The organism is Flavobacterium davisii, assembly GCF_019565505.1.
Classification (GTDB): Bacteria; Bacteroidota; Bacteroidia; order Flavobacteriales; family Flavobacteriaceae; genus Flavobacterium; species Flavobacterium davisii.
In genome coordinates this window covers 3,114,880-3,136,821 of sequence record NZ_CP067378.1, presented here as the reverse complement: position 1 = coordinate 3,136,821, position 21,942 = coordinate 3,114,880, and the positions used below count along the sequence as shown (strand labels likewise).

General features: G+C 30.1%; 12 protein-coding genes, 1 tRNA gene, 1 other RNA gene and 7 pseudogenes. 13 read left to right on the top strand and 8 right to left on the bottom strand.

The features are described from left to right. Positions 1–131 precede the first annotated feature (131 nt). The 8 genes and pseudogenes from JJC05_RS14855 (at position 132) to JJC05_RS14820 (ending at position 8,138) form a co-directional block, all read left to right on the top strand. Positions 132–815, top strand: a complete 684-nt coding sequence (locus JJC05_RS14855; protein WP_088393112.1) for a cell division ATP-binding protein FtsE — start codon at positions 132–134, stop codon at positions 813–815. Positions 816–1,027: 212 nt separating this feature from the next. Next, positions 1,028–2,674, top strand: a complete 1,647-nt coding sequence (locus JJC05_RS14850; protein WP_235877722.1) for an SPOR domain-containing protein — start codon at positions 1,028–1,030, stop codon at positions 2,672–2,674. 68 nt (positions 2,675–2,742) lie between these two features. Continuing rightward, positions 2,743–4,106, top strand: a pseudogene (hemN, locus tag JJC05_RS14845) (oxygen-independent coproporphyrinogen III oxidase). A 103-nt stretch (positions 4,107–4,209) separates the two neighbouring features. After that, positions 4,210–4,869, top strand: a complete 660-nt coding sequence (locus JJC05_RS14840) for a hypothetical protein (protein ID WP_235877720.1) — start codon at positions 4,210–4,212, stop codon at positions 4,867–4,869. A 301-nt stretch (positions 4,870–5,170) separates the two neighbouring features. Continuing rightward, positions 5,171–5,284 (top strand): helix-turn-helix domain-containing protein, encoded by a 114-nt coding sequence (locus JJC05_RS14835; RefSeq protein ID WP_123901302.1) that lies wholly within the window; start codon positions 5,171–5,173, stop codon positions 5,282–5,284. 115 nt (positions 5,285–5,399) lie between these two features. Further along, a pseudogene (locus JJC05_RS14830) lies at positions 5,400–6,409 on the top strand (DHH family phosphoesterase). Then, on the top strand, positions 6,406–6,978 hold the full coding sequence (gldI, locus tag JJC05_RS14825; protein WP_235877718.1) for a gliding motility-associated peptidyl-prolyl isomerase GldI: 573 nt from the start codon (positions 6,406–6,408) through the stop codon (positions 6,976–6,978). The pseudogene JJC05_RS14830 and the gene gldI overlap by 4 nt, the downstream one beginning before the upstream one ends. A 42-nt stretch (positions 6,979–7,020) precedes the next feature. Beyond that, positions 7,021–8,138: pseudogene (locus JJC05_RS14820) on the top strand (peptidylprolyl isomerase). Between the two features lie 90 nt (positions 8,139–8,228). Here JJC05_RS14820 and JJC05_RS18970 read toward each other — a convergent pair. Together JJC05_RS18970 and JJC05_RS14810 are read right to left on the bottom strand one after the other, a co-directional pair. Then, positions 8,229–8,426 (bottom strand): annotated as a pseudogene (locus JJC05_RS18970) (IS3 family transposase); the annotation flags it as partial. An 862-nt stretch (positions 8,427–9,288) separates the two neighbouring features. Continuing rightward, positions 9,289–11,457 (bottom strand): S9 family peptidase, encoded by a 2,169-nt coding sequence (locus JJC05_RS14810; RefSeq protein WP_105196828.1) that lies wholly within the window; start codon positions 11,455–11,457, stop codon positions 9,289–9,291. Positions 11,458–11,586: 129 nt separating this feature from the next. On the opposite strand from JJC05_RS14810, the pseudogene JJC05_RS14805 reads away from it, so the two are divergent. From JJC05_RS14805 to JJC05_RS14795, 3 genes and pseudogenes are all read left to right on the top strand, one after another. Then, positions 11,587–12,038, top strand: a pseudogene (locus JJC05_RS14805) (Lrp/AsnC family transcriptional regulator). A 646-nt stretch (positions 12,039–12,684) separates the two neighbouring features. After that, positions 12,685–14,087, top strand: a pseudogene (gene lpdA, locus JJC05_RS14800) (dihydrolipoyl dehydrogenase). 310 nt (positions 14,088–14,397) lie between these two features. Further along, positions 14,398–14,478: transfer RNA gene (locus JJC05_RS14795), tRNA-Tyr, on the top strand. A 420-nt stretch (positions 14,479–14,898) separates the two neighbouring features. On the opposite strand, the gene fsa is transcribed toward JJC05_RS14795, so the two are convergent. The 4 genes from fsa to ffs form a co-directional block, all read right to left on the bottom strand. Continuing rightward, the gene (fsa, locus tag JJC05_RS14790; RefSeq protein WP_088393817.1) at positions 14,899–15,555 is read right to left on the bottom strand and encodes a fructose-6-phosphate aldolase; all 657 of its coding nucleotides are present in this window, start codon (positions 15,553–15,555) and stop codon (positions 14,899–14,901) included. Positions 15,556–15,665: 110 nt separating this feature from the next. Continuing rightward, entirely contained in the window at positions 15,666–16,472 is an 807-nt protein-coding gene (locus tag JJC05_RS14785; protein ID WP_088393819.1) for an SDR family oxidoreductase, read from the bottom strand. A gap of 27 nt (positions 16,473–16,499) precedes the next feature. Then, positions 16,500–17,492 carry an enolase C-terminal domain-like protein gene (locus JJC05_RS14780; RefSeq protein ID WP_088393821.1) on the bottom strand — a complete coding sequence of 331 codons (993 nt, stop codon included), beginning with the start codon at positions 17,490–17,492 and terminating at the stop codon, positions 16,500–16,502. Positions 17,493–17,564: 72 nt separating this feature from the next. Continuing rightward, an RNA gene (gene ffs / locus JJC05_RS14775) (signal recognition particle sRNA small type) lies at positions 17,565–17,663 on the bottom strand. A gap of 88 nt (positions 17,664–17,751) precedes the next feature. Between ffs and JJC05_RS14770 the strand changes: the two genes are divergently transcribed. Next, the gene (locus JJC05_RS14770; protein ID WP_105196519.1) at positions 17,752–18,819 is read left to right on the top strand and encodes a glutaminyl-peptide cyclotransferase; all 1,068 of its coding nucleotides are present in this window, start codon (positions 17,752–17,754) and stop codon (positions 18,817–18,819) included. Positions 18,820–19,020: 201 nt separating this feature from the next. Here JJC05_RS14770 and JJC05_RS18550 read toward each other — a convergent pair whose 3' ends face one another. Together JJC05_RS18550 and JJC05_RS18545 are read right to left on the bottom strand one after the other, a co-directional pair. Further along, positions 19,021–19,803 (bottom strand): RluA family pseudouridine synthase, encoded by a 783-nt coding sequence (locus JJC05_RS18550; RefSeq protein ID WP_309597356.1) that lies wholly within the window; start codon positions 19,801–19,803, stop codon positions 19,021–19,023. Between the two features lie 191 nt (positions 19,804–19,994). Further along, positions 19,995–20,762 (bottom strand): hypothetical protein, encoded by a 768-nt coding sequence (locus tag JJC05_RS18545; protein WP_309597355.1) that lies wholly within the window; start codon positions 20,760–20,762, stop codon positions 19,995–19,997. 80 nt (positions 20,763–20,842) lie between these two features. On the opposite strand from JJC05_RS18545, the pseudogene lgt reads away from it, so the two are divergent. Then, positions 20,843–21,759, top strand: a pseudogene (gene lgt, locus JJC05_RS14760) (prolipoprotein diacylglyceryl transferase). Positions 21,760–21,942 lie beyond the last annotated feature (183 nt).

Sequence of the window (21,942 nt, the reverse complement as noted above, 5' to 3'; positions counted from 1 at the left end):
GTAATGAAGTACTTTCCTATTCAAAATTGTTTTTACTATCTTAAAAATAAAAGTATAAAGCAACATATTCTAAAAATTATTTTGAATACGCCACTTAACTTATTATTTTTACCAAACTAAACATATATCGCATGTCACACACCATATTGTCACTCCAAAATGTCACTATTTATCAAGAAGGTAATAAAATTTTATCAGATATAAATCTAAATATTAGTCCAGGAGAATTTATTTACATTATTGGTAAAACGGGTTCTGGAAAAAGTAGTTTAATGAAAACACTTTATGCTGATTTACCCCTCACACAAGGTGAAGGAACTATAGTAGATTACGATTTACATGGTCTTATAGACAATGATATTCCTTTCTTAAGGAGAAAAATAGGTATTGTTTTTCAAGACTTTAAACTACTTCCTGACAGAAGTATAAATGCTAATCTACACTTTGTCCTAAAAGCTACTGGTTGGACAAATGAATTCGATATGAAAACTAAAATTGATGAAGTTCTAGAAAAAGTTGGTCTTTTAAATCTAGCTAATAAAATGCCCCACCAATTATCAGGAGGAGAACAACAACGTGTAGCGATTGCCCGTGCTCTACTGAATGACCCTGATTTAATTCTAGCAGATGAGCCAACGGGTAATCTAGATCCACAAACCAGTATGGAAGTCATGGAAGTCCTTCGCAAAATCAATCAAAACGGAAAAACCATTGTAATGGCTACACACGATTATGCTCTATTAATGAAATACCCTTCCAAAACATTAAAGTGTGAAGAAGGAGCTATTTTTGAAGTGATACAAAAAACAAACTAAAATGTTTAAAAAATCTTTCCTGTTATTATCCTTTTTCTTCTCTTTTTATCAAACGCACAAGAAGAAAAGAATTTCAGTATTCGATATCAAAACTATCTAAAGGCGATATTGATTTTATCGCCAATAGTATTATCGGAAAAAAATCAGGAAAAAATGCAAATGATCCCTATAATAAGATAGATTCAAATGCAAAACTCAATGATCAAGTCAACATGGCTTATATAGATGTAGATCAAGATCCCGAAACTTTTTCATCTAGTTCCGCTCTATTAGAACCCAATCATCCTAATGATAAAGTTGTTTTTGCTGGATTGTACTGGTGTGCTACACTGCCTGATAGAACCAATTCTATACAACCTATCAATAAAATAGCCATCAAAACACCACAATCTGAAAACTATTTTACAGTAAATGGAAGTATCATATATGATGCTAAAGAACATAACAAACACAATGCTAATGCACCATACTTATGCTTTTCAGATATAACAAATGAAATTAAAAAAAAACCTTGGGGTAGTTACACTGTAGCTAATATTCAGGCTAGTCAAGAGCAAATTGAAGGAGGTAGTGCCGCTGGTTGGGTTCTTTATATAGTTTATGAATCCGATATAATCCCCTATCACCAAATTAGCTTATATGATGGTTTTTCCTATATTTATAACAAGCCTGTTCAAATCAATTTCAAGGATTTTGTTACACCTAAAATAGAAAAAATCACCCCAAAACTTACTATTGCAGCTTTAGAAGGCGATTTAAACCTTGAAGGTGACAACATAAGAATCAACACCTCAAATAGTAATAAATGGTTTTATATTAGTAATTCTCTACGAAGTGGACAAAACATTTTTAATAGTAAAATAACTCATTATAATACCGATTTCAACAAAAGAACTCCCGCTTCTTTAAATACTTTAGGATATGATGTTTTTTTAGACAAAATACAATCAAAAGAACTTTCTTTTAGTAATATTGATCAAGTTAATTTAAAAATTAGTTCTTTAGGAGATAAATTTTATATAACTAATATAGGCTTCAGTATAGAAATAGACGAAGACTTTGCCCGAAAAAAAATTGAATCAATTACCTCTATAGCCAATCCTATTGAGCAAAAGAAAACGGAAATAATAGAGCAAAAAGAAAACAGCAAAATCCTAACTAAAACCATTACAACTACTTCAAAAGAAAATAGCTCCTCTGTAAAAAAAATCACTAATAATCCATTAACCTCCATAGAAGTTATTAGAAAGCCTAAAGAAATAAAAACTTATATATTTCATTCTAATATAGCACCCGAAGGCTATTATATAGTGGCTAATGCTTATCAAAATATCCACTATGCACATGATTTTGCAAATAAAATAAGTACTAAAAAAATAAAACCTTTCATTTTCAAAAATCCCGACAATCAATTATACTATCTAACTTTAGGTCACTATAACTCGCAAACAACAGCTGAAAAAGCCTATTATAATAATATAAACAATAGCTATTTTCAAGAGTATTGGATTGCTAAAATTCAACACACAAACAAATTCCTACAAAATTCTTATGAAAAGAAACCTAGAGTTGAAAAAGAAATTGCAACCATAAAAGTTAATCATACTAATTCTATCCTAAAAAAAGGCTATTATTTAGTTTCCAATGTATTTGAAATTCCCTCAAATGCCACAAAATATTTAGACTTACTTAAAAAACAAGGATTTACTCCGTCTTATTTTATTAATCCAATAAATAATTATCATTATACTTATCTTGATTATTATACTGATTTAGAAAAAATAAAAAACGATTATTTCTCTAATTACAACAATCGTTTTTTTGATGAATATTGGATAATGGAAATTATATTAGAATAAGAAAACTGACAAATATCATTTTACTTCCCTTTACTGTAGACTACCTTTGATTATGTAAACTATTAGGTATGTCAACATCATTAATACAAAAATACAATGTGCCCGGACCTCGATACACAAGTTATCCAACTGTTCCTTATTGGGAAAATGAGCAATTTAGTGTTAACGAATGGACAAAAACAGTATTAAAATCATTTCAAGAAAGCAATCAAAAAGAAGGTATTAGTCTATATATCCACCTTCCTTTTTGTGAAAGCCTTTGTACCTTTTGTGGTTGTCATAAACGCATTACAAAACGTCATGAAGTAGAAAAACCCTATATAGAAGCTTTATTAAAGGAATGGAATTTATATTGTAATCTTTTTCAAGAAACTCCCATTATAAAGGAAATCCACTTAGGAGGGGGTACGCCTACTTTCTTTTCAAAGGAAAATCTTTCCTTACTGATTAATGGCATTTTATCAAAAGCTAAAATAGCTCCTAATCATGAATTTAGTTTTGAAGGACATCCTAATAACACAACCCGCTCCCATTTACAAACTCTTTATGATTTAGGTTTTCGTAGAGTAAGTTTTGGTGTACAAGATTATAGTCAACAAGTACAAAAAGCCATTAATAGGATTCAACCTTTTCAAAATGTAGCCAAAGTAACTTTATGGGCACGAGAAATAGGATACACTTCTATATCACATGATTTAGTTTTTGGCCTCCCTTTTCAAGGAGTAGAAAATATTATTGACACTATTGAAAAAACAAAATCCCTTTTACCTGAACGATTAGCCTTTTATAGTTATGCTCATGTTCCTTGGATAAAAGGAAGTGGACAAAGAGGATTTAATGACGAAGATGTTCCTAAAGACGAGGAAAAAAGAAAATTATATGAAATAGGAAAACAACTTTTATATAAAAAGGATATCATGAAATAGGAATGGACCATTTTGCTCGAAAAAAAGATTCTCTATATATAGCTTCACAAGAAGGAAAACTACACCGTAATTTTATGGGCTATACAGCCTCAAAAACACAATTAATGATCGGTTTAGGAGCTTCTTCTATTAGTGATAGTTGGTATAGTTTTTCTCAAAACGAAAAAACAGTTGAAGAATATTATACTTCTTTAGCAAATGATGAACTCCCTGTATCTAAGGGGCATATATTATCAAAAGAAGATTTAGTTATTCGTAAACACATACTTAATTTAATGTGTCAATTTACCACATCATGGAATACTAAGCACTTATATTTGGACGATATTTCAACCATTTTGGAACAATTAAAGGAAATGGAATTAGACGGATTAGTTATTCTTCAACCTAACGCCATAACTGTTACTGAAAAAGGAAAACCTTTTGTTCGTAATATTTGTATGGCATTTGATCTAAGATTAAAAAGAAAAACACCTCAAACACAATTATTTTCTATGACTATTTAATTTTTTAAATAAAAAAACTTTCATTCTATTAAATCTTTCTACATTTAATTATTTATTTTAAAAACTGTAATAATTAAATTTGTCATAATTCTAAATAAAAACAATGAAAAAAATAACTTTAAGTTTAGGTCTTTTAATATGCCTTATAAGCTGCAAAAAAAATGATACGCTTCAAGATAATAATAGCACTAAAAATGATACGCTTGCAAAAGTAGATACAACAGCTAATAAGGAGGCTAATATTGATGATGAATTAATTGAAAAGGCTAGTAACACATCTATTTACAAAGCTTTTGATGGTAAAAACTATTCTATCTACCATACTGAAAAAGAAGGTAAAAGAGTTGCTATTATCACACTAGATGAAAAAGAACTCGTTATTTTACCCCAAAAAGAAGCTTGGGCCAAAGGAGCTATTTATGAAGATAGTAAATATATAGTAGAAAGTAATGGAGACAAAACCGTTTTTAAAATAGATAATAAAGATCAAAAACTTGTCCTATTAAGTCCTATAAACACAATCGCTATTAATGGAGAAAATAAAAATGATCAAATAGAATTATCTTACATCAATACTGAAAAATTAAACCTATTACGTATTACCAAATCGGGAAAAACAACCATATACAAACAAACCGAAGCTTGGTCTAAAGGTGCTGATTATGTAAATGGAACCGATACTGTACATTGTCAAGGAAATAAAAAACCAACACTTATTAAAATCAAATCAAACGGAAAAGAAACCAATTATTTTGAAAAATAAATCAAAACAAAAGGTTCTTTTATATTAAACAGAAAAAGATTGCTCTTATTTTATAAGCAATCTTTTTTTCTAACCCTTTTCAACCCAAACTTCAAGAAAGCGTTGTTCTTTGACAAATGAGAGCTAACTTGTACTTACGAGCGAAGCTTATGTATAAAGTTGTCTTGTATAGAATAATTTTAGCTAAGATATTACATTTACTCCCACTTTAATAAAAAGAAAGTTTATCAAAGTTTCGAAAAAATGCAACAACAAGATGTAGCAAAATATTTGTATTATTTTTTTGCTACATAATTGAAAAATGAAACCAAAAAATAATATAAAATCATTAGGAGGGCTAACTCCAGAAGAAGTTGCGCTTTTATTAGGTATTAGTCATGCACAATGGGCACTATATGAATTGGGGTTTAAGTAATACTAATATAAAAACATTATTTTTCATCACCCTTTAAAATAAAAATGATAAAATCTCTATAATCTTTATAAATCTACAGCATGTATTTGAATAAAAAAATATTATTTTTGGCATTATGATGAATGCAAATGAAATTATAGCTGTAAAAGATTTATTAGCTACACCAAAAAATATTACAATTATACCTCATCGCAATCCAGATGGTGATGCTATGGGGTCAACATTAGGCTTATATCACTTTCTAAAAAAATTAGGACATAAGGCTACAGTAATAGCTCCCAATGATTTTCCTAGTTTTTTAGCTTGGCTACCTAGTTCCGAGCAGGTATTAATTTATGAAAAAGATAGTCTACGTTCTCAAAAAGAGCTAAATTCTTCCGATTTAATTTTTACACTCGATTTCAATGCCTTACACAGAACAGGTGATTTAATGGAAAGTTTTTTATCCACACTTGATAAAACTTTTATCATGATTGATCATCATCAATTACCTGACTCTTATGCCCTTTATCAATATTCTGATACCTCTATGAGTTCTACTTGTGAAATGATCTATCATTTTATTCATTTTATAGGATATGAAAAACTAATAGATACCACTATTGCTACTTGTATTTATACTGGATTAGTAACAGATACGGGTTCTTTTCGATTTTCTTCTACCACAAGTACTACGCATAAAGTAGCTGCCGATTTGATAAAAAAGGAATTAAAAATGCCGAAATACACAATAATCTATTTGATACTAGTTCCTATGATAGATTACAATTATTAGGAAAAGCCTTGCAGAATATGCAACTAATGGAAAATCACAAAACTTCTTATATTACATTAAGCCAAGAAGAATTAAATCATTTTTCACATCAAAAAGGAGATACAGAAGGCTTTGTAAATTATGGTCTTAGTATAAAAGGGATAGACTTTACCGCCATTTTTATAGAAAACAAAGAAGAAGGAATCATTAAAATTTCATTCCGTTCTCAAGGAAGCTTTGATGTTAACCAATTTGCACGAAATTATTTTAATGGAGGTGGACATTTGAATGCTGCTGGCGGAAAATCAACTTTAAGTTTAGAAGAAACTGTAAATAAATTTATCAGCATTGTTAAAGACACAAGAAAATGAAAAGATTAAAAATCATTACATTAATAATCCTTAGCATGAATTTAGTAACTTGTTGTACACAAAAACAAGAAGCTAGAAAACCTATATCTCATAAAACAGGTGAGTTCATGAAACAATCTATTGATCGTAATAAAAAACTAAACAAAAATGAAGAAGAAATAATCATTAACATTATAAAAAAAGACACTACCCATCAATATACAAGTTCTACAAAAGGATATTGGTATTTTTATAATATTAAAAATACAACCCAACAACCTAAACCTACTAAAGGAGATCTTGTTTTTTTTAATTATGAAATTAAAGATATAAAAGGGAACATAATTTATACTCAAACTGAACTAAAACCACAGACTTACAAAGTAGACCAACAAGATTTTATTAAAGGTCTGCAAGACGGAATAAAACTAATGCAAAAAGGAGAACAAGTAACCTTCTTATTACCATCCCATTTAGCTTTTGGATACCATGGAGATAACAATAAAATAGGAACTAATCAACCTTTAATTTGTACTATTATTCTTCATGATATTAAAAAGAAAAAAATAACAAAACAAACCCTCCTATAGATATAGAAAAAAATAATAACTAAAAATCAATTATTAACTAAAATGAGAAAAATGATAAGTTTAATTTTAAGTCTTTTTACTTTTTTATTTTCTTTTTCATCTTGTAATTCAAAAGGTGAAAAACAAACAGGCGAAGGATTATTTGCCGAAATAGAAACGAGTAAAGGAAAAATTGTAGTCGAACTAGAATTTGAAAAAACCCCTATCACAGTAGCCAACTTTGTTTCTTTAGCTGAAGGAAAAAATCCTATGGTAAATACAAAATACACAGGAAAACCTTTTTACAATGGTCTAAAATTTCACCGTGTAATTGCTGATTTTATGATTCAAGGTGGAGATCCTGATGGTAATGGTAGTGGCGGACCCGGATATAAATTTAAAGATGAAATTGTATCCGATTTAAAACACACAGGACCAGGAATCCTTTCTATGGCTAATGCAGGACCGGTACTAACGGAAGCCAATTTTTTATTACCCATAAGGCCACACCTTGGTTAGATGGTCGCCATACTGTTTTTGGTCATGTCGTAACAGGGCAAGATATAGTAAATAAAATTGCTCAAGACGATGTAATAAACAAAATAACAATTATAAGAAAAGGGGCAAAAGCTAAAAAATTTGATGCCGCAAAAATTTTCAGAGAAAGCGTTGACAAAGAAATAAAAGCCCAAAAAGAAATGGAAACTAAATTACTAAAAGTTAAAGCCGATAAAACTGCTTATTTTGCCCAAGCAAAAGTAAATGCCAACAAATCAGATACTGGCTTAACTTACCAAATAGTTACCAAAGGAACAGGTAAAAAACCAGAAGCAGGATCTACCGTATATGTTCATTATGCTGGTTATTTTGAAGATGGAACTCTATTTGACACTAGTTACGAACAAGTAGCCAAAACTTTTGGTAAATTAGATGAACGTAGAGCAGCAGCTAAAGGCTACCAACCTTTCCCTTTTCAAATTGGTAAAAAAGATGGCTTAATCCCGGGTTTCTTAGAAGGATTAGAAAAAATGAATATCGGAGACAAAGCTGTTTTATTCATCCCTTCAAATCTAGGTTACGGAGCACAAGGTGCTGGTGGAATAATTCCTCCTAATACTAATTTAATTTTTGAACTTGAATTATTAGATAAAATGCCAGATGCTAACGCTAATAGTAGATAAAATAGCAAAAAAATAATTACTTTAGCAAATACTATAACGAAAAAGGACTCTAATAATAGACTCCACCCAAAAGTTTAGACAAATTTAAACTTAATTTTGATAATAATGAGCTCGATATTTAATCGGGCTCATTCCTTTTAAATTAGACTTGACTCTTTCGTTGTTATAGTAATTTATATATTGTTTTATTTCCTTTTTAACTGTTCAATACTTACTAAACTTTTTTATATAAAAAAGTTCAGATTTAAGTGTACCAAAGAAATTTTCAATAATAGCATTATCTAAACAAATTCATAAATAAATATTTAAGTCCTTACTAACTCCTCTTATTTATAATAAAACCAAATTACGCATTAAAGATTTATTCTATATAAATGACTTTGAATCTAAAAAAGTGCTTTGTTTTTTGACTTCAATCAAAATATCTTAAAAGATTATAATCTTATTTCAATCAAAGCGAAACTCAAATAAAATAAATCACATAACTCCAACAATATAACCTCTTCTTTCGAAATCACAAATTACACCTTAAACTGGTTCTTTTTAGACACCTCATTTAGTAGAAAAAATTGCGTGTCTCTTGATCTTCTTTATTCTTCTATATTTATATCGAATCTGCTTAAATCCAAATTCAGCATTAGAAATCTATTCAACTTTATTTTATTCAAATTCAAGCACATAATCAAATTTTATTCATCGAAATAGTTCACTATTTCATCTTCTACAATTTTCCGTGAGCACTTAATTTATTGAAATTTTTTGCTTCAAAACGAAGCCTAATCCGGAATTCTATCCAACTTAGCTAAAATTATTCTATACAAGACAACATGGTGTTTGATCATTGATTGTCTAAAAGAGCTTCCAAATAGAAGCCTTTTTACATTTCATCCAAAACTTTGGGAGGGGATAAATTCAACGTTTTATACATAGGCTTCGCTGGCAAGTGCAAGTTAGCTCTCATTTGTCAAAGAACAATACTTTCTTGAAATCTGGGTTAAAAAATGTCCCCCTTTTTTAGAACAATAGCTTTAAAAAGGGGGACAAAATTCAAAAATAAGCAGATTTTTAAGCTTCTTTTATGGATACATTTTATTTCTGAATGTAACTATTTAACTTTAGAATAAATTATATCAACATCATAATTTATAAATTATCTTTTCAAATGTGTATCAAAATAATCCGCAATTTTAGCATACATGTGAATTCTATCTCTTCCTCCTACATTATGCTCATGATTAGGATACAAAAAATAATCTACCTGTTTACCCGCTTTAATACATGCCTCAATAAAATTCATACTATTTTGTTGTACGACAACAGGATCTTGTGCACCATGAATAATTAATAAACGTCCTTTTAAATTTTTAGCTTTATCCAATAAAGATGTTTTAGCATACCCTTCTGGATTTTCCTGTGGTGTATCCATATAACGTTCTCCATACATTATCTCATAATACTTCCAATCAATTACTGGACCACCAGCAACACCTACCTTAAAAGTATCAACTTGGCTTGTCATTAGGCTAGTCGTCATAAATCCACCAAAACTCCATCCAAAAACGCCAATTTTATCTTGATTCACAAATGATTTTGATTTTAAAAATTTAATCCCTTCCATTTGATCTGCCATTTCATTTACTCCTAACTGACGATGATTTATATCACAGAATTTTTTACCACGAGAATCACTCCCTCTGTTATCCATAGTAAACACCACATAACCATTTTGTGCCATATAATAATCAAAATACCCCGCTCCTCCTAACCAACGATTATTAACTAATTGCGCATGTGAACCTCCGTAAACATATATCATTACAGGATATTTTTTAGTAGCATCAAAATTAGCTGGATAAATAATTCTCCCATTTAAAGGTGTCTTACCATCAGCTGATGTAATTGTTACTAACTCCATTTTAGGCATATCTATTTTTCCTTCAAAAGGATTATTCGATTTTACCAATTCCGTTTCTTTTTTTGTTTTGATATCAATAACTGAAATTTTATTAGGAATTAGCGTATTACTATATTGATCTAATACCATAGTACCATCTGAAGAAACAGAAGCTATATGTGTTCCTGATACCGTTGTTAATTGTATTGTATTACCTGTTTTTAAATCAACTTGATATAGTTGTCGGTCTAATCCATTATTAGCAGTTCCTATATAATTAAGTTTTTCTGACTTTTCATCAAACCCTAAGAGTTCTTTTACTATTACCTCTTTATAACCTAAATTTTTTAACAACTTTCCTTCCGTATTATATAAATACATCTGATTAAACCCATTGTAATCTGTTTGATAAATAAATTCTGAAGAATTATTCGGTACAAAAGTCAATGAATGTTGTGGTTCAATCCAAGTCAAAGCTTTTTCTTCAAATAAAGTTTTTACAAAAACTCCTGTTTGTGCATCGTATTTATTAAATTTTAGATGATTTTGTTGTCGATTTAAAATTCCAATAAAAATATATTTCCCTGTTGGTTCCCATGAAACCATCGTTAAATATTGATCTTTGGGTTCTCCCGTTTGAATCGTTATTTTTTTATGTGAAGCTACATCAAAAACAACTACCGTAACATTTTCACTGGTCATCCCCACCATTGGGTATTTAATTTCCTTATTAACTGCTTCTGGCTCATTCCAATTAGTTAACGGATAATTAGCAACCATCGTTTCATCTTTCCTGTAATAAGCTAATTGGGTTCCTGCTTGATTCCACCATATACCGCCATCAATACCAAATTCTTGACGATGTACATAATCAGAACCATTAACAATACCTTTATTTGTATCGTTAGTAACATCTATAACATTTCCTGAAGAAGTTGTAATTCTTATATTATTGTCTTTTAACCAAGCTACGTTTCCATTGGATGCAAATTTTGCTTGACTTCCTTCATTACTATAAGTTAATACATTTAAAACCTTCTTATTAACAATATCATAAGTAACTTTATAATTATTTTTTTTACCTGCTATTTCTGTTTCAAAAGTATCAACCGTTTTCCATTCAATAATCGTTGGAAAACTTTTTAACGAAAACTCATCTAAATTTATTTTGTTTTTTAAAGCCGCTTCAAAATCATTTTTTGTAACTAAAACTGTTTCTTTCCAACCATTAGAAGCACTTTTTTCTAATAAACTTGAAAAATCAGGACTTACGTAGGTAATTGCTCTCGAATTTTTACGCCATTGCTGCGCTAATTGTGTACTTGGTGCAAATTTTCTTCCACCTGTAACAGTTTCCTCAATAGTCAACTTTTGTGCAAATGTCATACTCCCTATCAAAAGTAAACTAAAAGTGTATTTTTTCATTAATTATTTTTTTTTGAATTATTTCCAAAAATAAGAATACTTAATAAATTTAAATATTAATCAAAAGTTTTAGTTTTTTTTTCGGTATATAAATATATTATAATACTTTTATAGAAAATTTTAAAAAAAATGGACATCATAGATAAAAAATTATTGAAATTACTTCAAGAAGATAGTAAACAAACAACAAAGGAACTTTCTGGAAAACTCAATTTATCCGTTACAGCAGTGTATGAACGTATAAAAAAATTAGAAAAAGACGGTACTATTAAAAAATACGTAGCACTCGTTGATCGAAAAAAATAAATAAAAATTATGTTGTTTTTTGTCACATTAAACTAATACAACACAATCATGAGTTTATTGCTGATTTTGAAAATGCCATATTAAAATTAGATGAAGTCCTAGAATGCTTTCATGTCAGTGGTGATTATGATTATATTTTAAAAATTTGTGTTGCGGATATGGAAGAATATCGAGAGTTTATGGTTACCAAATTAACATCTATTAAACATATCGGAAGCACGCATTCCTCATTCATGATTGGAGAAGTAAAAAGCACAACAGTATATGATATTTAGATAAAATAGTACTTTAAACTATTATTGTCGTTCTAACTAAATCATTCTTTTTTTTAAAACATCAAATACTTACAGAAAACCTATTTAATCATAAAACCATATATAAAAGAAAAAAATTGAAACCTTTTTAGAAATCCTTGATAATTAAAAAGGAAGTACGTGCTTAAATTTAAATTAAAGTCAAAAAAAATGTTTCAACTCAAATTACGCGATAGACTTTATAATGAGGATGAAAAGGTAAAGAAAATAAAAATACACGGATTTTTTTCCTCCTAGACATGACTATTTTAAAAAGGAACAACTTAAGGTGTAGCCTATCTTTTCAACCAAAAAAATTACATTATCAATATTATGATTTTTACTATTATATAAGTAACAAAATTTCGATCTTTTAGAACCATTTATTAAGAACAAAAAGAATCTATTTTTTAGATTCAAATTCTTTTTGTTTATTAATAAATTATTAACACATAATCCCGTTTTAATACTACAAAAATAGAATCATTAAAAGTTTTTATAAATGAAAAAAGAAAATATATTTTGTCGTTCCTAATTAGAATTAAATATCACAAATTATCTCATTTTTTTCTATTATAAATTATTAATTTTGCAATCAACTTTTTTAAAACAACATAAAATAGATATTATGAGCTCATTTGACGTAGTTGTAATAGGTTCTGGGCCCGGTGGATATGTAGCAGCAATTCGTTGTGCGCAACTAGGAATGAAAACGGCTATTATTGAAAAATATGCCACTCTTGGAGGTACTTGTTTAAATGTAGGATGTATCCCTTCAAAAGCATTACTAGCTTCATCTCATCATTATGAAGAATTACAACATTTTGCAGATCACGGAATCGAGGTTTCTGGGGATGTAAAGATTAATCTTCAAAAAATGATTGAACGCAAACAATCTGTCGTTGATCAGACATGCGGTGGAGTTAAATTTTTAATGGATAAAAACAACATTACCGTGTTTCAAGGAGTTGGATCGTTTGAAAATGCAACTACTTTGAACATAACAAAGGAAGGTGGTTCTATTGAAAAAATTGAAGCAAAAAATACAATTATTGCCACAGGCTCCAAACCATCTAGCCTTCCATTCATAAAAATTGACAAAGAAAGAATTATTACTTCTACTGAAGCTTTAAAATTACCCGAAGTTCCTAAACATTTAATTATCATTGGTGGCGGTGTAATCGGATTAGAATTAGGCCAAGTTTATTTACGCCTAGGAGCTCAAGTATCAGTAGTAGAATTCATGGATAGAATTATTCCGGGTATGGACGGTGCTTTATCAAAAGAATTGACTAAAGTATTAAAAAAACAAGGAATGAAATTCTATACTTCACACAAAGTTAAAGAAGTATCTCGTAACGGAAATGACGTAATCGTAAAAGCAGATAATGCAAAAGGACAAGAATTAATCCTTGAAGGAGACTACGCTTTAGTAGCAGTAGGACGTCGTCCTTACACAGATGGTTTAAATACAGAAAAAGCAGGTGTAAAACTTACAGAAAGAGGGCAAGTAGAAGTTAACGATCATTTACAAACTACAAGTTCAAACATCTATGCTATTGGCGATGTAATCCGCGGCACCATGTTAGCACATAAAGCAGAGGAAGAAGGCGTTATGGTAGCAGAATATTTAGCAGGTCAAAAACCTCATATTGATTATAACTTAATCCCCGGGTAGTTTATACATGGCCAGAAGTGGCAGCAGTAGGTAAAACAGAAGAACAATTAAAAGCTGAAGGCAAAAACTACAAAACTGGTAATTTCCCATTCAAAGCTTTAGGACGTGCTCGTGCAAGTGCTGACACTGATGGTTTTATCAAGATTTTAGCAGATACTGCTACTGACGAAGTATTAGGCGTACATATAATTGGTGCCCGTGCAGCAGATTTAATAGCAGAGGCTGTTACAGCTATGGAATTCCGTGCAAGCGCAGAAGACATCTCCAGAATGTCGCATGCCCATCCTACTTTTGCCGAAGCAATTAAAGAAGCCGCTTTAGACGCTACTAACAAGAGAGCTTTGCACATTTAAAACTCATTTAAATATATCTCGTTAAAGGCTGTCCAAAAAGACAGCCTTTTTTATATTACTAAAACATTCGGACACCTATCGAAGGCAGTTTTCATATAAGTAATTCCCAGAAAAAAAGGGTTCGCCTATTAGAACACCTTCTTTTTATAAAAAAATTTAAATATTTACACCTCAAACCAAAATCTACCCAACTAATTAACAACAACTTACAAAAAAACAACAAAAAAAAAAAAAAACCTACAAAAAACCTTGTTTATCTAGAAAAGATATGTAAATTTGCAACGCAATCAAGCAATCACAAATACGTGAGGGGGAGATACTCAAGCGGCCAACGAGGACGGACTGTAAATCCGTTGGGAAACCTTCGCAGGTTCGAATCCTGCTCTCCCCACTAAAAAAACCGGTAAATATAATTTATCGGTTTTTTTTATACCTCAACACAAAAAGAATCAAGAACAAAAGTTGGGGATTAAGCAAAAAGATTGAATAATCTGAATAAGAAGAAACCCATATTTCCTAACCTTCCTAAATAGGTCAGAGTCATTTTCAGAGGATTTGACTATATGCAAAAAAGTTAGATAAGTAATGGATTTAAAATTTTTAAAGTTTTTCCACATTCAACAATCTTTTATTCTTCATCACAAACAAAAACTACTATCCACCTCAACAAACACAACATTTACAAAATACTCATAATTCACAAAAATCTCAAATAAATACAAAAAAACACTTACCAAAAATCATTTAGTAAGTGTTTCATCTAATCTAACTCCTTACAAGAAATCTTAGATTGACTTTTTTTTAATCAAAACTATTTATTACCCTTTTCGTAATCCGCAATAAATTGCGCTATCCCAATATCCGTCAAAGGATGTTTTAACAAACCTGTAATAGCAGACAAAGGCCCCGTCATAACATCCGCTCCTATTTTTGCACAATTTACAATATGCATCGTATGACGAACCGAAGCTGCTAGAATTTGTGTTTCAAAAGCATAGTTATCATAAATATCACGAATTTCTGATATTAAATTCAATCCATCTGTAGACACATCATCTAAACGTCCCAAAAAAGGTGAAACATAAGTAGCCCCAGCTTTTGCTGCTAACAATGCCTGCCCTGCTGAAAAAACTAATGTTACATTCGTTTTAATCCCTCTATCTGAAAAATATTTACAAGCTTTAATCCCTTCTTTAGTCATTGGTAACTTAACCACAATTTGCTCATGCAATTCTGCTAATTCTTCACCTTCTTTTATCATTCCTTCTAAATCCATCGCATTCACTTCTGCACTCACATCACCCTCTACTATATTACAGATATCAACATAATGTTTTAAAATATTATTTTTACCTGTAATACCTTCTTTCGCCATTAAGGAAGGATTGGTTGTTACACCATCTAAAATACCTAACGCTTGTGCTTCTTTAATTTGATCTAAATTGGCCGTGTCAATAAAAAACTTCATCTCTTTTTTTTTATGTTAAATTATAGTTGTGTCTAAAGCAAATTTACAAATTCAATTTTAATATAAATAATAATCACTCTAAACAATTCCGTCAAAATATAATAACAAACCTAAAGCTTATAATGATTCATCAACATTTTTTCATACACCTTGTCTGGCAATATTCTTTTTAAAAAAATGGATGTTTTTTGCATAAAAGCTCCTACTTTATAATGTATTTTAGGTTTTGAAGTACAAATTACACTCAAAACCGCTTTTGCCATTTCCATAGGATCATGTCCTCCATCAACATGATCATTCATTTCTTTCAAAGTATCACCATACACTTTTTCATAAACAGACCCTTTTATCAGAGGAGCATGATAACGTCCTGCCGCAATATTCGTTGCAAAATCTCCCGGCGCAATATTCGTTATTTCTATACCAAATTGCTTTGTTTCCATACGCAAAGCTTCTGTTAGCAATTCTAAAGCACCTTTAGAGGCTGAATAAATCCCTCTATACGGCAGCCCCATATAAGCTGCTATAGAAGTTATATTAATAATCAAACCTGATTTTTGTAAACGCATTTGCGGCAAAACAGCTTTAATAACCTCAATAGGTCCAAAAAAATTAGTTTCAAAATGAGCACGCATTTCTTTCGTCGGAATTTCCTCTATAGGTCCCGTAATACCTACACCTGCATTATTAATCAATACATCTATCCTACCCGATTCAGCAACAATTCTTTTTATCGCTTCATTTATAGTATTTACATCCCTGACATCCAATGCAACTAATGGAATTTTAGAATTTTGATTTTTTTCTGGATTTCTACTCGTTCCATACACCATATACCCCTTATCCTGTAAAAACTCTCCCACTGCTCTTCCTATACCGGAAGATCCTCCTGTAATAACTATTACTTTTTTATTCATTATTTTTATCTCCCTTTTTTCTATTCTTTATCTAATTGATATACCTAAACCAGGACACTCGCTCAAAACAACCTTACCCATTATTACTTCTGACCCATGAGCTATATCCGATGCTAACAAATTAGCACCATCTAAATCTACATAATCCACTAAAGGAGCTAATACTGCACCAGCAGAAATACCAACGGTGGACTCTGTCATACAACCTATCATTATCTTGTACTGTCTTTTCCTAGCTTCTGTAATAATTTTCAGAGCAGGAGTTAAACCTCCACATTTAACCAACTTTATATTTATACTTTTATAATGTTCTTCTAATTGTTTTAAATCCAAACTATCTTGAAAATCTTCATCTGCCATCCAATTAGCCTTACCTAGCCTATTCAAAATATTATATTGCCCAACTTTCATAGGTTGTTCCAAATAAACAAACTCAGAAATAAACTCTTGTTTTTCCAACCATTCACAATCTTCTTTTGTAAAACTCCCATTTGAGTCAATAGCTATACTTTTTTTCATTTGAGATAACAAATAAAGAGTTTCTCTTTCCAACCCTTTGCATTTCACTTTAAAATTATTCCAAGAAGACGCATTTATTTTTGCTTGTTGATTTTTTAATGAATCCACACTAATTGTAATAGAAGATTCGGGTATGACATCAGATTTTATCTTATTTAACTCTAAAAAACTTTTTTTTTCGAGTTTCCCGTACAAATCCCAATAAGCACAATCTAAAGCGGAACAAACAAAAGCAGAAAGAGAAGACTTAGAAATTATCTCATAAAACGCGAGAGGATGAACTATTTTTTGAGTTTCAACAATAGTTTTTATCTTTTTCAGTTCTTCGATTAAATTTTCAATTTTAATTTGATAATAATCTATTTCGGTACATTCTCCATACCCTGTAGTATTCGATTTTTTTAAAACTACAATCAAAGCATTTCTATAAGAATAATTCCCATAAGCTATAGAAAAAGTTTCTTTTAACGGTAATTTAATCTTTTGCCAAGTTAATTGCATGCAGTAAAATTTTGTCTAAAATAAAAAATCCCGAATAAATCGGGATTATATAGTGTAAACATTTTCTGGTCAAAAAGGCAAGCGACCTACATCGCACCGCTACAACCGCTTACCTTTGCTGCGTTCCCACCCCGGAGGAGTTTGCAGGAGCTGGTCGTGTAGGACTTGCCGTTGCAAATATACAACCTTTTTATATTTTTGCAAGCATTTTTGAGAAACAAAATACCTTTTGTATATTGTCATTGAAAAAAAACATACAATGAAAAAATATAACTTACTAACAATCATATCATTACTAGTAATAGGAACTGGTTGCGAAGGTGATAAAAAAAATTTATTTTCTATTGATGAGTCGCAATTTAAAGCTCTTTATCACCCAGGTGATGAAATTCCCATCATTATAACCAATAAAAATGAAAAGAATATTGATTCTGTTTCTTTTTTTAGCAACGAAAAAAGAATTGGATCAACAAAAGGAAATAACACCTTTAAATATATCTTAAATGAAGCAAAATTAGGTTATCAAAACCTAAAAGCTATTGTATATTACGAAGGAGATGTACAAGAATTAACATCTAGAGTAGAATTAGTTTCAAAAGAAGAGCCTAAACTTTTAAAATATCAGTTAATTGCTACTTATCCTCATGATTTAAAGGCTTATACACAAGGATTAGAGTTTTACAAAGGTTTTTTATATGAAGGCACAGGTAACGGCTCAGGTGTATCTACTGGTCAAAAAGGAATTTCTAGTCTTCGAAAAACAGATTATAAAACAGGGAAAGTTATTCAAAAAATAGAGTTACCTGAATCTATTTTTGGAGAAGGTATTACTTTTTTAAATAATAAAATTTACCAATTAACTTGGTTAAATAATGAGGGATACGTGTATGATGCTAATACATTTAAAAAAGAAAAAACTTTCCAATATTTTAAAAAAATGGAGGGATGGGGATTAACCACAGATGGCAAAAATTTTTATATGACTGATAGTTCTGAAAGAATTAGCATTATAAATCCTAATACTTTTAAAGAAGTAGATCATATCAATGTATATACTAATAGTACAAAAGTACCTGCTATTAACGAGTTAGAATGGATAAATGGCAAGATATACGCTAATGTTTACCAAAAAGATGCTATTGTTATTATTAACCCTGTATCAGGTGCTGTAGAATCGGTAATCGACTTAAGTGAATTAAAAACAAAAGTAACGCAACATCCTGATTTGGATGTATTAAATGGTATAGCTTATAATTCGAGTAACAAAACTTTATTTGTTACGGGCAAAAATTGGGATAAAATATTTGAAATCAAAATCATAGAGTAGCTGTTTTCATTCATTTTACAAAATGTTTTCATTCGTATCATTTAATTTCATTTAGTTCCTTTGTTCCTAGTTTTGGTTAGCTCGAACGAAGGAACTAAATAACGAAATTCCTATAATACTGATTATAAAAATGTTACTATTCTAAAACTAAATATTGATTTATTATTTTTCTTATCTTTTTCAACCACTATAAAATATAAATTAAAAATCTGCTTCTGTTTCTATAGTTAAACTGTTAAGAGTTATCGGATGCACAAAAGTTATAGATTTAGCATGCAAGTACAAACGATCCGCTTTCTTACCGTATAAATCATCACCTACTATTGCTGTATTTAACCCTGAAGGATGTGAGGCATGTACTCTTAACTGATGGGTACGTCCTGTTATTGGATAAAAGTTCACTCTTGTTTTATTATTTTGAACTGAAATTTTTTCCCAACTGGTTTGGGCTGGCTTACCATGTTCATAACAAACCATTTGTCTTGGACGATCTTCTAGATCTACTCGTAATGGTAAATCTATGAATCCGCTATCACTATTAAGCAAACCATCTAAAATGGCTTCATAACATTTTTTTACTGTTCGCTTAATAAATTGACTTTGTAATGCTATATAAATTTCTTCTGTTTTAGCTATTAACATAATTCCTGAAGTTGACATATCTAAACGATGAACAACTAGAGGCCCTGTAGCTTTTGGGTATTTTTTTTTAATTCGTTCATATACAGAATCTGACACTAGTTTACCCGGTACGGACAAAAATTCTGCTGGTTTATTAATTGCCAACATATAATCATCTTCGTATATAATTTTAATATCTTTTCCTTCTGCTGGATTATTATAAAATGGATTTTCATCTATTTCAAGCCCCTCTAACATGTGCCCTAATAAAATAGGTTCGCATTTTCCTTTGCATGCAGGATAAAACTGTTTGTGCTTTCGTACCTCACTCTTAGGCGATTGTCCCCACCAAAATTCAGCCATACATAAAGGCTTTAACTGCTTTTTAAAAGCATAATGTAATAACTTAGGTGCGGCACACTCCCCCGCACCAGCAGGAGGATTATTATTAAAAATTTCGCCTATACTTTTTGTTTTTCCAAATCGATTTAAAAAAGAATATTCTGCAAATAATCGTTGTTGTGTTTGAGCTGATAATTTTTTTCGTTGTTCTTTTAATAATAAAATTTGATTTTCAAAATATTGTTTTTTTTCTTTTGCTTCCTCTTTTTAAAATTCCAATATTTTGTCATTTTCTTTAATAAAATGGCTTCATTTTTACTCTGTTCACTCAACTGTATAAAATACAATCCTTGTTCCTCTTTGGTCATTGTAAGTAAAGCTTGATTGCGCAAATCCTCTCGTTTACTTTTTTGCTCTTTTATGTATTGCTTTTGCTTTTGAATATCTTTTTCTGCTTCTTCATTTATTTGTTTTAAAAGAGACAATGATTCAAGATAATCAAATTTTGTTTCTGCTAAATTAATCTGTTCATTCAACTCATTAATCTTAGCTTCTTCTTCTTTATAAAAACTTGAAGCATCTAACATATCATATACAGTAGGAACGAAATAATTAAGTTGATTTTGTTCTGCTAATTTACCTGAAAATGCCCATAAATACCCTATTTCTCCTGCTAAATTTTGACATACCAAAACACCAAACATTTTACCTATAACAAGTCCCTCTTGTCCTTCTTTTAAACCAAAATTATGTTCAAAATCATTTTGATTTTCTAAATATGTTTGCAGTTCTTGACTAGCTATTATGCTTAACTCGTGTGGATCATAATAGAATGGAAATGTAAACTTTTTAGGTAATATTATACTTGATATATCCCTCTTAAAGGACTGAAAAAACATTAAATTTTGCATGGGACAAAGATAGGTTAAAGCATCTAAAAAACGATAAAGACAAAAGTTTTCTAAATATGATTCTAGCATTTAAATCAAAACTATTTTTATAGTAGATTTGGATTTCTATTTTTATAATTCTACTTTTGATTGACTTGAAAAAATAACTTATGAATCACTTATTAGCTATTATTTGGAATCCAGTAGATGGCATTTCAATAGGCAATTTTACAATCCGTTTTTATAGTTTAATGTTTGTAATTGCATTTTCTTTAGGAATTGCCATTATGAAAAAAATCTTTATAAGAGAAGGTGAATCAATTGAAAAATTAGATTCTCTTTTTATTTGGATGGTAGTTTCTGTTTTACTAGGAGCCCGCTTAGGACATGTTTTCTTTTATGACTGGAGTTATTACAAAAACCATTTAGAAGAAATATTATTACCTTTTCGTTTTAGCCCTGAATTTGAATTTACTGGTTTTCAAGGATTAGCCAGCCATGGAGCTGCTATATCTGTAATTGCTTGCATGTATTTTTATTCTAAAAATATCATCAAAAGGCCTTTTTATGGGTATTAGACAGAATCGTAATACCTGTAGCAAGCGGAGCAGTATTTGTTCGATTAGGCAACTTTTTTAATTCAGAAATTGTGGGTGATCAAACTCAATCTATATTTGGAATAAAGTTTGTGCAAGATGCCATTTCTAAAAATGAAGCTATTAGCTCTACTGGCATCACAAATTACAGAGAAGCCTATACAGAACTAACCACAAACCCTAAATATGCTTCTTTAATAGAAAGTATTCCTGCTAAACATCCTTCACAATTGTACGAAGCTTTTGGCTATATTTTTGTCTTTGCCTTGCTATTTTACATGTACTGGAAAACAGATGCTAGAAACAAACAGGGCTTATTATTTGGTACCTTTTTAATTACTTTATTTACTATACGAATCATTGTGGAATCTGTTAAAGAAAGTCAAGGCGGTTTTGAAAATATATTAGGTATTATGAGTACTGGTCAATGGTTGAGTGTTCCTTTCATTCTTATAGGTATTTACCTAGTAACCAAAGCTTCTAAAAAATAATTGCTATTAAAATTTTAAAAAGGCTGTACAAAAAGTAGAAAATCAACATTTAGTTTGTCGTTCCAACGCCAGAAAGAATGTTATAATTTTATCATTTTTTGATCTATATTATAAGATTACTGACTTTTAGACAGCCTTCTAACATTACCAATATTTACTATTCTTTCTCTACTTTTAGTCCAG

Bases quoted from the DNA above. Each gene is read 5' to 3' on its own strand.
- JJC05_RS14855 (WP_088393112.1), top strand. From the start codon at position 132: ATGTCACACACCATATTGTCACTCCAAAATGTCACTATTTATCAAGAA.
- JJC05_RS14850 (WP_235877722.1), top strand. From the start codon at position 1,028: ATGGCTTATATAGATGTAGATCAAGATCCCGAAACTTTTTCATCTAGT.
- JJC05_RS14840 (WP_235877720.1), top strand. From the start codon at position 4,210: ATGAAAAAAATAACTTTAAGTTTAGGTCTTTTAATATGCCTTATAAGC.
- JJC05_RS14835 (WP_123901302.1), top strand. From the start codon at position 5,171: ATGAAACCAAAAAATAATATAAAATCATTAGGAGGGCTAACTCCAGAA.
- gldI (WP_235877718.1), top strand. From the start codon at position 6,406: ATGAAAAGATTAAAAATCATTACATTAATAATCCTTAGCATGAATTTA.
- JJC05_RS14810 (WP_105196828.1), bottom strand. From the start codon at position 11,457: ATGAAAAAATACACTTTTAGTTTACTTTTGATAGGGAGTATGACATTT.
- fsa (WP_088393817.1), bottom strand. From the start codon at position 15,555: ATGAAGTTTTTTATTGACACGGCCAATTTAGATCAAATTAAAGAAGCA.
- JJC05_RS14785 (WP_088393819.1), bottom strand. From the start codon at position 16,472: ATGAATAAAAAAGTAATAGTTATTACAGGAGGATCTTCCGGTATAGGA.
- JJC05_RS14780 (WP_088393821.1), bottom strand. From the start codon at position 17,492: ATGCAATTAACTTGGCAAAAGATTAAATTACCGTTAAAAGAAACTTTT.
- JJC05_RS14770 (WP_105196519.1), top strand. From the start codon at position 17,752: ATGAAAAAATATAACTTACTAACAATCATATCATTACTAGTAATAGGA.
- JJC05_RS18550 (WP_309597356.1), bottom strand. From the start codon at position 19,803: ATGGCTGAATTTTGGTGGGGACAATCGCCTAAGAGTGAGGTACGAAAG.
- JJC05_RS18545 (WP_309597355.1), bottom strand. From the start codon at position 20,762: ATGCTAGAATCATATTTAGAAAACTTTTGTCTTTATCGTTTTTTAGAT.